The 11,738-nt window shown below is 62.8% G+C and carries 9 protein-coding genes; 5 read left to right on the top strand and 4 right to left on the bottom strand.

What is annotated here, in order from left to right:
• Both HX846_RS26205 and HX846_RS26200 read right to left on the bottom strand, forming a co-directional pair.
• Nucleotides 1-290, bottom strand: a 290-nt coding sequence (locus tag HX846_RS26205; protein ID WP_178966387.1) for an ATP-binding cassette domain-containing protein, incomplete at its 3' end; no start/stop codon positions are given.
• Nucleotides 291-423: 133 nt separating this feature from the next.
• Nucleotides 424-1,227, bottom strand: coding sequence for an AraC family transcriptional regulator (locus HX846_RS26200; RefSeq protein ID WP_178966386.1), 804 nt, complete (start codon nucleotides 1,225-1,227; stop codon nucleotides 424-426).
• Nucleotides 1,228-1,451: 224 nt separating this feature from the next.
• Here HX846_RS26200 and HX846_RS26195 point away from each other — a divergent pair, with 224 nt between their 5' ends.
• From HX846_RS26195 to HX846_RS26180, 4 genes are all read left to right on the top strand, one after another.
• Nucleotides 1,452-2,369, top strand: coding sequence for a LysR family transcriptional regulator (locus tag HX846_RS26195; RefSeq protein ID WP_003208270.1), 918 nt, complete (start codon nucleotides 1,452-1,454; stop codon nucleotides 2,367-2,369).
• A complete protein-coding gene (locus HX846_RS26190) occupies nucleotides 2,369-3,268 on the top strand; it encodes a LysR family transcriptional regulator (protein WP_177036609.1) in 900 nt (299 codons plus the stop codon). The genes HX846_RS26195 and HX846_RS26190 overlap by 1 nt, the downstream gene beginning before the upstream one ends.
• A gap of 2 nt (nucleotides 3,269-3,270) precedes the next feature.
• A complete protein-coding gene (locus tag HX846_RS26185; protein ID WP_102605959.1) occupies nucleotides 3,271-4,236 on the top strand; it encodes a pyridoxamine 5'-phosphate oxidase family protein in 966 nt (321 codons plus the stop codon).
• Nucleotides 4,237-4,369: 133 nt separating this feature from the next.
• The gene (locus tag HX846_RS26180; RefSeq protein WP_178966385.1) at nucleotides 4,370-5,710 is read left to right on the top strand and encodes a sorbosone dehydrogenase family protein; all 1,341 of its coding nucleotides are present in this window, start codon (nucleotides 4,370-4,372) and stop codon (nucleotides 5,708-5,710) included.
• A 160-nt stretch (nucleotides 5,711-5,870) separates the two neighbouring features.
• Here the strand turns inward: HX846_RS26180 and HX846_RS26175 are convergent, their stop codons facing one another.
• Both HX846_RS26175 and HX846_RS26170 read right to left on the bottom strand, forming a co-directional pair.
• On the bottom strand, nucleotides 5,871-7,358 hold the full coding sequence (locus HX846_RS26175; RefSeq protein ID WP_256739952.1) for an efflux transporter outer membrane subunit: 1,488 nt from the start codon (nucleotides 7,356-7,358) through the stop codon (nucleotides 5,871-5,873).
• A complete protein-coding gene (locus HX846_RS26170; RefSeq protein ID WP_178966384.1) occupies nucleotides 7,358-8,152 on the bottom strand; it encodes a helix-turn-helix transcriptional regulator in 795 nt (264 codons plus the stop codon). The genes HX846_RS26175 and HX846_RS26170 overlap by 1 nt, the downstream gene beginning before the upstream one ends.
• Before the next feature lie 486 nt (nucleotides 8,153-8,638).
• Between HX846_RS26170 and HX846_RS26165 the strand changes: the two genes are divergently transcribed.
• A partial coding sequence (locus tag HX846_RS26165) for a non-ribosomal peptide synthetase (RefSeq protein WP_178966383.1) occupies nucleotides 8,639-11,738 on the top strand: 3,100 nt, incomplete at its 3' end.

Genomic DNA, 11,738 nt, shown 5'->3' with positions numbered 1-11,738 from the left:
GCCACGGTGCGCCACGGCAGCAAGTGGTCGGCCTGGGTCATGTAGCCGACACGGGTGTTGACGCCCTTGACCTCGGCGCCGTCGTAATGCACCTGGCCCTCCGTGGGGCCGAAGAGCCCGGCGGTCATGTTGAGCAAGGTGGACTTGCCGCACCCCGAAGGGCCGACCAGGGTGATGATTTCGCCCCGCTGAACTTCAAGCGATACGTTGCGCACGACCACAAACTGGCGGCCCTCGACTTTGAAGCTTTTTTGCACCCCTGCGAAGCTGATAAAGGGTTTTGCACTCACCGCCCCTCCTCGTCCGGTAGGCCGGACTTGTTTATTGTTGACGGAGTGAGGATGAACGGATGACGGATTTGCGGCGCACGGGATCGGGCCGGATCATGCGCGGGATCGGGACATCAAAAAAGTTGAGGCGGTATCAGCCGCGGCGCCACTCATCCGGCGACACGCCCAGCGCCCGGCGAAACACATGGGCCAGGTGTGACGGTGACTCATAGCCGACGTTATTGGCGATCTCCAGCACCGACATGCGGGTGTGCCGCAACAACGTCTGCGCGCGCTCCAGGCGCAGGCGCTGGACGTACGCCAGCACCGTCTCGCCGGTGTGCAGCGCGAACAGCCGGGTCAGATGGCGGCGCGACATGTGAAACGTCTCGGCGATTTCATCCAGCCCCGGCGCATGTTCGAGGTTGCCTTCCACGTACGCCTTGACGTCACGCACCAGCATGGCGCCGTGGCGCTCGGTAGATGAGCGTTGCAGGCTCGGCTGGCTGAGGGAAATCGCCAGGCATTCGAGCAGCAGCAGGTGATCGGCCTGGGCCACCTGGCGGCGGCGGTCGATGTACAGGTCGGGTTGGCTGAAGGCTTTTTTTGCCAGGAGCAGATGGTGCAACGGCGCGGAGGTTTGCCAGATGCCCAGGGTGGGCACGCGCAGCAAGCGGTTGGCGTCACCGGACAGGTCACGCAAGGCGTAGTGCATGTAGTCGGGGTCGACGTAGAACGCCACGTGGCCCTGGCTGGCGGTGAGTGACGAGGAGGAATGGCTGGATTGCGGCGGCACCAGTACGAACTGGCGGTCGATCACCGAGGTGGTGCGCCCGCTTTCTTCATCCTTGAAACGCAACAGGCCGTGCTCGGGCACCATCAGCATGAATTCGTCGTGGGCATGGGCCCCGGTTTCATAGGCGCCGTTGGAGTTGAAGACGCTGTAGATGTCGCGCATCGCCAGGCACTGCCAGTGGATGTTGGAGTGCTGACACTAGCATGTTTGGTGCCAGCGAAGCATTGTGGCGAGGGAGCTTGCTCCCGCTGGACCGGGCTGGCGCTCCAGTGCGTAGCGCGCCCCTCTTTTTTGGGGCCGCTTCGCAGCCCAGCGGGAGCAAGCTCCCTCGCCACAACCGCTCCCAAGCCACTGGTTTGGTGGGCCACATTCGATTAAGGGGACCCATGGACCGTTTCCAGGAAATGCAGATTTTCCTCGCCGTCGCCGAAGAACAGGGCTTTGCCGCGGCGGCCCGGCGCCTGAACATCTCGCCCCCCAGCGTGACCCGCGCGATTGCCGCGATGGAGGCGCGTATTGGCACCCAGTTGCTTTCGCGCACCACCCGCAGCCTGCACCTGAGCGAGGCCGGCCAGCGTTACCTCGACGATTGCCGGCGTATCCTCGCGGAGTTGACTGAGGCCGAAGAAGCGGCAGCAGGCAGCTTCTCGATCCCGTGGGGGCACCTGACGGTCACCGCGCCGGTGTTGTTCGGCGAGTTGTTCGTCGCGCCAATCCTGGGGGAGTACCTGGACCTGTTTGCCCAGGTCAGCATCAACGCCTTGCTGGTGGACCGTGTGGTCAACATGACCGATGAAGGCGTCGATGTGGCCGTGCGCATCGGGCATTTGCAGGAACCCGGCCAGCAGGCGATCAAGGTCGGCGAGGTGCGTCGCGTAGTGTGCGCGGCGCCGGCTTACCTTGAGCGGCACCGGCCACTGCACCCCGGGCAACTGCGTGAGGCGAAGATTGTCACGTCGTCTTCCAGCCAGTTGGTCAGCGAATGGCAGTTCAGGGAAGGCGGCCAGCCGTTGAGCGTGGCCGTTGAGCCGCGCCTGGTAGTCACCGCCAACAACGCGGCGATCAACCTCGCGCGCCTGGGCTGGGGCGTCACACGGGTGTTGTCTTATCAGGTGGCCAGCGATGTGCGTGCAGGCGCACTGGAGATCATCCTGCAAGACTTCGAACCGCCGGCCTTGCCGATCCATGTGGTGTTCCAGAACAACGCCCGGGTACCGGCGAAGGTCAACACGTTCGTGGACTTTCTGGTCAGCCGGCTGGGGCAGGATGCTGCGCTCAACCCATCGATGCAGCGGCCGGCCTGATGGACCGCTATCGCGACATGCAGATCTTCCAGGCGCTGTCCCGGCAGCCGAGCCTGGCCGCGGCAGCCCGCTCCCTGGGCATCTCGGGGCCCACTGTGATCCGCGCGATTGACCGGCTGGAGACGCGCTTGCGGGTGCCATTGGTACAGCGCAGCACCCGGGGCATTCGCCTCACCGAAGCCGGGGCGACGTTCATGGCCGACTGTTCGCGGATCCTTGACGGCGTGAGCGCCGCCGAAGCATCTGCCCAGGGTGCGCACGCGCAGGCCGAGGGAAACCTGCGGGTGTTTTTTCCGTTGCTGTTCAGCCGTTATGTGATGGCGCCGCTGTTGGCCGGCTACCTGGAGCGCTATCCCGGAGTCCGCCTGTTTGCCCATTACCACGATCATTATCCGAACCTGAATGAAGACGGCCTGGACGTGGCAGTCCTGGTGGGGGAACTGCCCGGTTCATCCCTGATTGCCCGGCCCGTGGGCCATGTGCGCAACATCGTCTGCGCCAGCCCCGGCTATCTGCAAAGCCATGGCGAACCGGTGCAACCGGAGGCGCTCAAGGAGCATCGGCTGGTCGCCAGCCAGGCGTATTCGAATTGGGTGCAGTGGGATTTCCAGGGCGCCAGCATCAAGGCCCGGGCGCGTCTCGGTTGCACCACGGTGCAGGGCGCGATCAATGCGGCGGTGCAGGGCGCAGGGTTGATCCGGTGCTTGAGCTACCCGGTGCACGAGCACCTGGCGAGCGGGCAACTGTGTCGAGTATTGCAGGCCTATGAACCGCCGCCGCTGCCGGTGCATGTGGTCTACCGCGAAGGGCGCAACGCTTCGATGCGGGTGCGCAGTTTTGTCGATTTCAGCGTGGCGGCATTGCGTGAACATCCGGCGTTTCATTCACCGAGGGCTTGATCATGAATCACCAGGACGCGTCCCCCGTTTCGCCATGGCATGCCGGCGAGCGGCAGTTGCAGCAAAGTGCCGGCGTGGCCGAGCGCATGGAGGTGATCGGCGCGAAGGTGATACGGGATCACTTGCCGGAGCAGCATCGGGCTTTTTATGAGTTGTTGCCCTATCTGGTCGTGGGGGCCGTGGATGAGCAGGGGCTGCCCTGGGCCACGCTGCTGGAGGGCACGCCGGGGTTTGCGTATTCGCCGGACCCCTACAGCTTGCGTATCGACAGCCTGCCTGCGGAGAGTGACCCCGCCGGGAGCGGGCTGAAACAAGGCGCGTCGGTCGGGCTGTTGGGCATTGACCTGAATACGCGGCGGCGTAATCGCATGAATGGGGTTATTGGGGCTGCCGGCGTCGACGGATTTACCGTGGCGGTGGTGCACACGTTTGGAAATTGCCCGAAGTACATCCAGTTGCGTGCGGTGGATCCGGGGGCCCGGGGGCAGCGCGCTGCGGGAGGTATTGTGCGGCGCGCGAACTCGCTCGATGACGCTGACCGGGCGCTGATTCGCAGCGCTGATACGTTTTTCGTCGCCAGCTATGTGGACCTGGAAGGAGATGCGGCCAAGCGTTCGGTGGACGTTTCACACCGAGGCGGCAACAGTGGGTTTGTGCGGTTGGAGGGAGAGGTGCTGACGATTCCCGATTTTACCGGCAACTCGTTTTTCAACACCTTGGGCAATGTGCAGGTCAACCCGGTTGCGGGCTTGCTGTTTGTGGATTTTGCTACGGGTGATGTGTTGCAGGTGGCCGGGCGGGCCGAGGTGATTCTTGAAGGAGATGAAGTGGCCACGTTCGAGGGGGCTGAGCGGTTGTGGAAGGTGACCGTGGAACACGTGGTCCGAAGGGATGCGGCGCTGGCGCTGCGTTGGCAGTTCGAGGGGTTTTCTCCCTACAGCCTGGCGTTGGGGCCTTGGAAAGCCTGAGAGTGCTGCCGAGCCACTCGTGCGACTGAGTTAAAACTCAATTGCGCGGTAGGCGGTGTTTGGTGTCGGGGAATGACGCGATACTCCGTCGGGTTTTTGCCTGCCCGATAAAGGGCTGTCCCGAGGTTTCCCAATGAATGCACCAAGCCGCCTTGCGCTGCTGATCACCGCCACGGCTGCCCTCAGCGCCTGTGGCGATTCCTCCAAACTGCCGTTTCAGGCCGGTGTGGGGCCAAGCCCGCAACTGCCCGAACCCACTGCATCACTGATCCCGACACTCAAGGTTTCCAAGGCTGTCGGCTGGCCCGGTAATGCCCAGCCAACGGCGCCCGATGGGTTCACGGTAACGGCGTTGGCCGCGGACCTTGACCATCCGCGCTGGGTGTACACCTTGCCCAATGGCGACGTGCTGGTAGCCGAGAGTAACCATCCGCCCATGCCTGAAGGTGCCACGGACGGCGGCCCGGGTTTGCTCGCCTGGGCGCGTCGTACCGCGATGGGGTTTGTGATGGGGCGGGTCGGTGCCGATACGCCGAGCGCCGACCGGATCACGCTGCTGCGGGACGCCGACGGTGATGGGCGTGCCGAGGTGAAGAGTGAGTTTCTCGGTGGGCTGACGTCGCCGTTTGGCATGGCGTTGGTGGGGGATGAGTTGTATATCGGCAATGCCGATGCGGTGGTCAAGGTGCCTTATGTTCGGGGCCAGACTCACATCGATGCCGTGCCGGTGAAGGTCACTGATCTGCCTGCCGGGATCAATCATCACTGGACCAAAAACGTCCTGGCCAATCCTGAGGGTACCAAGCTTTATGTGACCGTCGGGTCCAACAGCAATGTGGGTGAGAATGGGCTTGAGGCCGAGGAAGGGCGTGCTGCGATCTGGGAGTTGGATCTTGCCAGTGGGCAGAAGCGTCTGTTCGCCAGTGGGTTGCGCAATCCCAATGGGCTGGCGTGGAAACCCGGCTCTACGCAGTTGTGGACGGTGGTCAACGAGCGCGACGAGATCGGCAGCGATCTGGTGCCGGATTACCTGACGTCGGTGCGGGACGGCGCTTTCTACGGTTGGTCGTGGAGTTATTACGGGGCTCACGTTGACAGCCGGGTGCAGCCGCCGCGTCCGGACAAGGTCGCCCAGGCGATTGCACCGGACTACGCGCTGGGGACTCACGTTGCGCCGTTGGGCCTGACTTTTTCCGATGCGCGGGGGATGCCAGCGGTGTTTGCCGATGGGGTGTTTGTGGGGGAGCATGGATCCTGGAACCGTAATCCGCAGGCGGGGTACAAGGTGGTGTTTATTCCGTTCCGGGACGGAAAGCCGTCGGGTGTGCCTGTTGATTTCCTGACTGGGTTTTTAAATGGTGATGGAGAGGCTCAGGGGCGTCCGGTGGGTGTAGCGTTGGACGGGCAGGGCGCGTTGCTGGTGGCGGATGATGTGGGGAACAAGGTGTGGCGGGTGGCGCGGGTAAGGCCTTAGGGTTTTGCTCTTACAGCGGCTCACGGTCCACTGTAGGAGCTGGCTTGCCGGCGATGGCATCAACTGGGTGTACCTGATGCACCGAGGTGTCTGCATCGCCGGCAAGCCAGCTCCTACAGCAAAGCGGCTTTGCTTTTGCTTTTAACACTCAGGTCGGCTTTCAGGCCGCCGTGCTCTTGCTTTTGCTTACTTTGGGGCTTTTCCAAAGTGAGCCGNNCGCCGTGACCGAAGAAACGGATATGCCCCCACCCCCACCCCCAGCAGAATCACCCCCCCACCCCCCACCCAACGCCGTATACAAATTCACCTCCGCCACCAACTGCGCCAACCGATCAACAATCAACGCCTGCTGCGAACTGAACAACGACCGCTGCGCATCCAGAAACACCAGATTACTGTCCACCCCACTGCGATACCGGTGCTGAGCCAGGTCGTAATACGTCTGGTTGGCCCGAACAAAATCCCGCTGCGCCGCCAGTTGCTCGTTATACGTTTGCCGCGCCGCCAGCCCGTCCGAGACTTCCTGGAACGCGGTCTGAATCGACTTCTCATACTGCGCGACATAAATGTTCTTCTGAATCTTCGCGTAATCCAGGCTGGCCCGCAGGCTGCCCGCATTGAAGATCGGCAGATTGATCTGCGGCTGGAACCCCCAACTCCCCGAGCCCCCCTGAAACAATCCCGACAGATCCTTACTCGAGGTGCCAGCGTTGGCCGTCAGCGTAACCGAAGGAAAAAACGCCGCCCGGGCCGCGCCAATATTCGCGTTGGCCGCCTGAAGCTGATACTCGGCCTGCACAATATCCGGCCGCCGTTGCAGCAGGTCCGACGGCAACCCGGCCGGCACCCGGGCTACCAGGTCGTCGGACAGCGGCTGTGCCGGCAAAGAATCCGGCACCGGCCCACCCACCAGCAACGCCAGGCTGTTGAGGTCCTGGGCCACCTGCCGCTGGTAGCGCGCAATGCTTGCCCGGGTACTTTCGACGCTGGTCTGGGCCTGGATCACATCAATCGACGTCGCCTTGCCCGCCGTTTTACTGCGCGACGTCAGACGCAGGCTGTGCTCGTCCGAGGCCAGCGTCTGCCGGGCCAGGGCCAGCAGTTCCTGGTCGGCGCGCCAGGTCAGGTAAGCGTTGGCGACGTTGGCCACCAGGCTCAGTTGCGCGCTGCGCCGAGCTTCTTCAGTGGCCAGGTATTGCAGCATCGCCTGCTCACTGAGGCTGCGTACACGGCCGAAAAAATCCAGCTCGTAGGCGCTGACGCCCAATGTCGCCGAATAGGTAGAGGTGATCGCAGACTTGCCGGTGGTAGTGGCGCGCCGCGGGACTTTCTGGCGGTTTTCGGCACCCGTGGCAGACACCGCCGGGAACAGGTCGGCACGCTGGATGCGGTACTGCGCCTGGAACGCTTCGACATTCAGCGCCGCCACCCGCAGGTCACGGTTATTCACCAGGGCCTGGCCAATCAACTGCCGCATCACCGGGTCACGGAACAACTGTTGCCAGTCAGGCCCGGAGGCCGATGGCCCCACCCGGTCCGCGTTATACACCGGGAAGTGCGCCGGGGTCGGTGCCTCGGGCCGCTGATAGTCCGGGATCAACGAACACCCGCCAAGCACACACGCCACGCCGAGCATCAGTTTTTTCATCACGCGCCAACCATCCATTTGGCCAGGCCATGCCGGCCACTCACGCCCAGTTTGGCCGCCGCGCGCTTGAGGTAGGTTTCGATGGAGCTGTTTTTCACGCTGAGTTTCTCGGCCATCTGCGGTACGGTTCCGCCGGTCAACAACCCCAGGCAAACCTCCTGTTCCCGCGCCGATAAGGTGATGTCACTGAGTGACAGGCGTTTATAGAATTCGCGCTGCAATTGCGACTGCTCCAACGGAGTTTTAGAGGGCTCGGGCGCTACCGGCGGGGCCTGTCGATTGATCTGCGCGTGGCGCTCGATCAACGGCAGCAAGGTTTCCGAAAGGCTCTTGAGAAACGACAGCTGCGCCAGGGAAAAGGCGCGTTGGGTGTGGGGCCGGTAGAACGAAATCACGCAGCGCCGATTGGCCTGGCGCGATACCAGGTTGCACTGATGGGAGGTGCCGCGGGTGTGGGTGCTGTCGGCCTTGGCATTCATCTGGATCAACAGCGGGTCGTTCATGCCGAGCATTTTTTTCAGCAGCGGATGATCGTCGCGGTGATGCAGGGTGCGCGGTGGCGGCAGGTCCTGCTTCAACCCGTCGCTGCCAAGTAACTTGATATCGAGCACGCAGGCCTGGTGCTCGTCGAGGGTCCATTCACTGAGGTCCACCAAGTGAACCGGTATCAGCTTGTTGACCAGTTGCAGCATGTTCGCTGCGAAGTGTTCAGTGCCGGTGCTTGAAATCAACTCTCCCAACTCGAAATAAAAATGCGGATTTTCCATATTCCGAATACTGCTGGTCAGACTCATAGCCATCTCATCCTTGATGTCGAAAACCGTCAACGGTTGCCCGTACGTGTGCAGGCCTCCCGTTCTCCTTGAACCTGGGTCGGTGCTCGAGGCTTCATTTAGCCACGTGGATTTGTCCTACGTATGTAGCGGAAACGAGGGACACAACCTGCCATAAAAAGCGCGCCATTATTTCGTCATTTCCGACAGGGATATAGGCTGAAGCTGCAGGGTAAAAGGATTTTAGAGTTTGTTAACTAGTTGATATAAAACATATTTACTCAATTTTCTCGACATGCCCGGCTATATGGCATCGGCCAGATGTAGCCAATCTCTTACATCCATTTAATCGTTTCAGCACTGAACCATCAGCCAACCCCGGCGCGGTACCCGGGCTGTCCGGGTTTCGGGTGACATACGGCCCTCCGGGGCGATGCTTAAATCCCGTTGATTTCGCCTCAATGGGGCGTTGTGCGCCTTATCGACACCTCACATGAGAAGGATCTTATGACGTATTTCCCCCTGACCGCCGCCCAGCGGGATATCTGGCTCGACCAACTGCGCCTCGGTGACTCGCCGCTGTACAACATCGGGGGTTATATCGAACTCACGGGCACCGTGAATCCCGCATTGATCCAGCGAGCCATCGAGCACCTGGTGGCCAAGCACGACGCATTGCGTACGGTGTTGCAAGTGGCGGCCGATGGCTTGCCACGGCAGGCGTTTGCCGGGGCCATGGCGGTATCGGTGCCGCAGCATGACGTCTCGCGCCAGCCGGATCCCCGCGCGGCCGCCGAGGCCTTGTTGCAGGCGCAGATGGCGCGAACCTATGCGCTGGTCGACGAGCCGTTGTTCCGCTTCTTCCTGGTCAAGCTCGATGACCAGCATTACCGCCTCGGCACCCAGGCTCACCACCTGATTCTCGATGGCTGGGGCTTTGGCCAGATGCTGCAATCTCTTGCCGGGATCTACAGCGCCCTGGAGCAGGGCCGACTACCGGACCTGTCGGCGCCGTCCTATATCGACTTCATCGACAACGATGAACGCTATCGCGAGTCGGCCCGTTACGCCCGGGACCGCAGCTACTGGCTGGACAAATACCAGGCGCTGCCAGAGCCGCTGCTGACGCGCCGTTACCAGGCCAAGGGCGATGCGCCGAGCAACACCCTGGTAGCACCGTTTCCGGCGGCGCTGCTCAATCGCATGGCGCGGGCGGCGAACCATTACCAGGCGTCGGCGTTCCATGTGTTATTGGCGGCGATGTACCTGTACTTCAGCCGCACCGGCCAGCGCCAGGAGTGGGTGGTGGGGCTGCCGATACTCAACCGTTCCAATGCACGCTTTCGTTCGACCCTGGGGCTTTTCACCCAGGTCAGTGCCGTGCGCTTGCAGTTCAGCGACGACCTGCCTTTCAGCGCCCTGGTGCGTGGCGTGCGCGACCAGCTCCAGCAGGATTTCCGACATCAACGTTTCCCGCTGAGCGAGATGAATCGCGAGCTGGGTTTGCTGCGCGCCGACCGCGGCCAACTGTTCGACCTGTCGGTGTCCTATGAGCAGGACGACCATGAATTTCGCTACGGCCAGGCGTCGGCCCGGGCGATCAAGGTGTCCAACCACCATGAGCCGTTGCCGCTGGCGATTCACTTGCGCAGCAATCGCTACCACGACACGGCGTGCCTGCACTGCGTCTACAACGAGGCGTACTTCCAGGTACACGAGGTGCAGGCCCTGGCTGATCGCCTGGTGTATGTGCTGGAGCAGGGGCTGGAAAACACCGCGTTGCCCCTGGCTGACTTCTCGCTGATAACGCCCGAGGAAACCGCGCAGTTGCAACGCTGGAACGCCACCGCCCAGGCCTATCCCGCAGCGCAAACCCTGCATGGGCGCGTCGAGGCCCAGGCCGCGGTGACCCCGCATGCGGTGGCGGCGGTGTATCAGGGGCAGCGATTGACGTATGACCAATTGAATCAACGGGCCAATGCCCTGGCGCGGCAGCTATTGGTGCTCGGGGTAAAGCCCGACGACCGTGTGGCGATCGTCGCCCGGCGCGGCCTGGAGACGCTGGTGGGCTTGCTGGGGATTCTCAAGTCCGGCGCCTGTTATGTCCCGGTGGACCCGGCCCATCCTGCCGAGCGCCTGCACTACCTGCTCGATGACAGCGCGCCGGTGGCGGTGCTGACGCAGACGGATTTGCTCGAGCGTCTACCGGTATTGAGCGTGCCGGTCATCAATCTGGATCACGCCACGGCGCAGTTGGCGCGCAACCCGCAAGTGGCGATGACACCCGCCAACCTCGCTTATGTGATCTACACCTCGGGCTCCACCGGCCTGCCCAAGGGCGTGATGGTGGAGCACCACACCGTGGCCAACCTGGTGGACTGGCATTGCCAGGCCTTCGATTTGCACGCGGGCAGCCATACCGCCAGCGTTGCCGGTTTCGGGTTTGACGCCATGGCCTGGGAGGTCTGGCCAGCGCTGTGCGTGGGCGCGACCTTGCACTTGCCGCCGACCCACGACGGCGCCGAAGACATCGACGCGCTGCTGGCCTGGTGGCGCGCGCAACCACTGGACGTATGCTTCCTGCCCACGCCGGTGGCCGAGTATGCGTTCAGCCAGAATATCGAACACCCGACTTTGCGCACGCTGCTGATTGGTGGCGACCGCCTGCGCCAGTTCAACCAGGCGCGCAGTTTCGCGGTGATCAACAACTACGGTCCCACTGAAGCCACCGTGGTTGCCACCTCGGGCCTCGTTGAGGCCGGGCAGGCGCTGCACATCGGCAAACCCATCGCGAATGCCGCGGTCTACCTGCTGGATGAGCAACAGCGGCCGGTGCCCATCGGTACTGCAGGCGAGTTGTACGTCGGCGGGAAAGGCGTGGCGCGGGGCTATTTGAACCGCCCGGACATGACCGCAGAGCGCTTCCTTGATGACCCATTCAACCCAGGCCGCATGTACCGCACCGGCGACCTGGCGCGTTGGCTGCCGGATGGGAATATTGAATATTTGGGCCGCAACGACGACCAGGTAAAAATTCGCGGCGTGCGTATCGAGCCGGGGGAAATCGAGTCCGCCCTGGCGGGTTATGAAGGGGTCACCGAAGCGGTGGTGCTGGTACGCGAGGGGCAGCTGTTGGCCTGGTTCACCGAGCATGCGCCGGTAGCGATTGAAGCGCTTCGCGCCCATCTTAAATCACGCTTGCCGGATTACATGGTGCCGCAGGCCTACGTAAAGCTGGACGCGCTGCCCCTGACGGCCAACGGCAAACTCGACCGCAAGGCCTTGCCGGCACCCGGTGCCGATGCCCTGGCCCGTCGTGGTTATGAAGCGCCACAAGGCGCGGTGGAAACCGCGATCGCGAATCTCTGGCAAGACCTGCTCAAGGTCGACCGGGTCGGGCGCCAGGACAACTTTTTCGAGCTGGGCGGCCATTCGTTGCTGGCGGTCAAGCTGATCGAGCGCATGCGCCAGCTCGAGCTGAGCGCCGATGTGCGGGTGCTGTTCGGCCAGCCGACCCTGGCTGCGCTGGCCGCTGCGGTGGGCGGGCAACATGAAGTGCAGGTCCCGGCCAACCTGATCGGCGAAGCGACGCGGCACATCACCCCGG

This window comes from Pseudomonas sp. K5002 (genome assembly GCF_013386655.1).
Taxonomy (GTDB): Bacteria; Pseudomonadota; Gammaproteobacteria; order Pseudomonadales; family Pseudomonadaceae; genus Aquipseudomonas.
Note: the sequence above shows the minus strand (reverse complement) of the source record. Positions and strands in the feature narration are given on the sequence as shown.